Consider the following 647-nt stretch of genomic DNA (forward strand, 5'->3'; position numbering starts at 1 on the left):
CCCCGCCGCGCAGAATTATGGCCGGCAGGGCCTGGCCCTGGCGCGGCAGCTGCAGTTTCGGCTGGGCGAGGTGTACGTGCTCAACTCCCTGGCCCTGACGGCCTACGTGCAGCACGACGAGCCGGCGGCTATTCGCTACTACCAGCAGGCCATACGGGTGGCCGAAACTGAGCCGCGGGCGGGCCGGCTGCTCTCGCTGGCGCTGCTGGGCCTGGGTCGCATTGCCAATCAGCAGCACGACTTTGTCGAGGGCGAAAAATATTTCCGCCAGGCGCTGGCCCGCCTGCAGCAGCAAAAGCCAACTTCCGCGTCCGACATCGGCATGGCCCAGAACCATTTGTCGATGCTGTATTACGAATGGCAGCGCTCGGGCCAGCCCTCGCCCGATTCCGTGAGCCGCCTCAGCCTGCGCTACGCGGGGCACGCGCTGGCCACCTTCCGCCGCCTGCCGCCCGATGTCAAGCTGGCGTCCTGTTTCAGCGACGTGGCCTTAGTGTACGCCCAGCACCAGCGCTACGATTCAGCCGAATATTACCACCGCGCCGCCCAGCGCCTGTACGAGCAGTTCGGCGAGCGTTTCGGCCAAACCCAGAACCAGCTAAGCCTGGCCGACGTGCTGCTGGCCCGGCACCGCCCCGCCGAGGCCA

1 protein-coding gene is annotated in these 647 nt (G+C 67.1%); it reads left to right on the forward strand.

Annotation, left to right across the window (positions count from 1 at the left end):
* Nucleotides 1–647, forward strand: a 647-nt coding sequence (locus tag ACYVDE_RS25355) for a hypothetical protein (RefSeq protein WP_460504283.1), incomplete at both ends; no start/stop codon positions are given.

The sequence above is a fragment of the Hymenobacter agri genome, assembly GCF_054778495.1.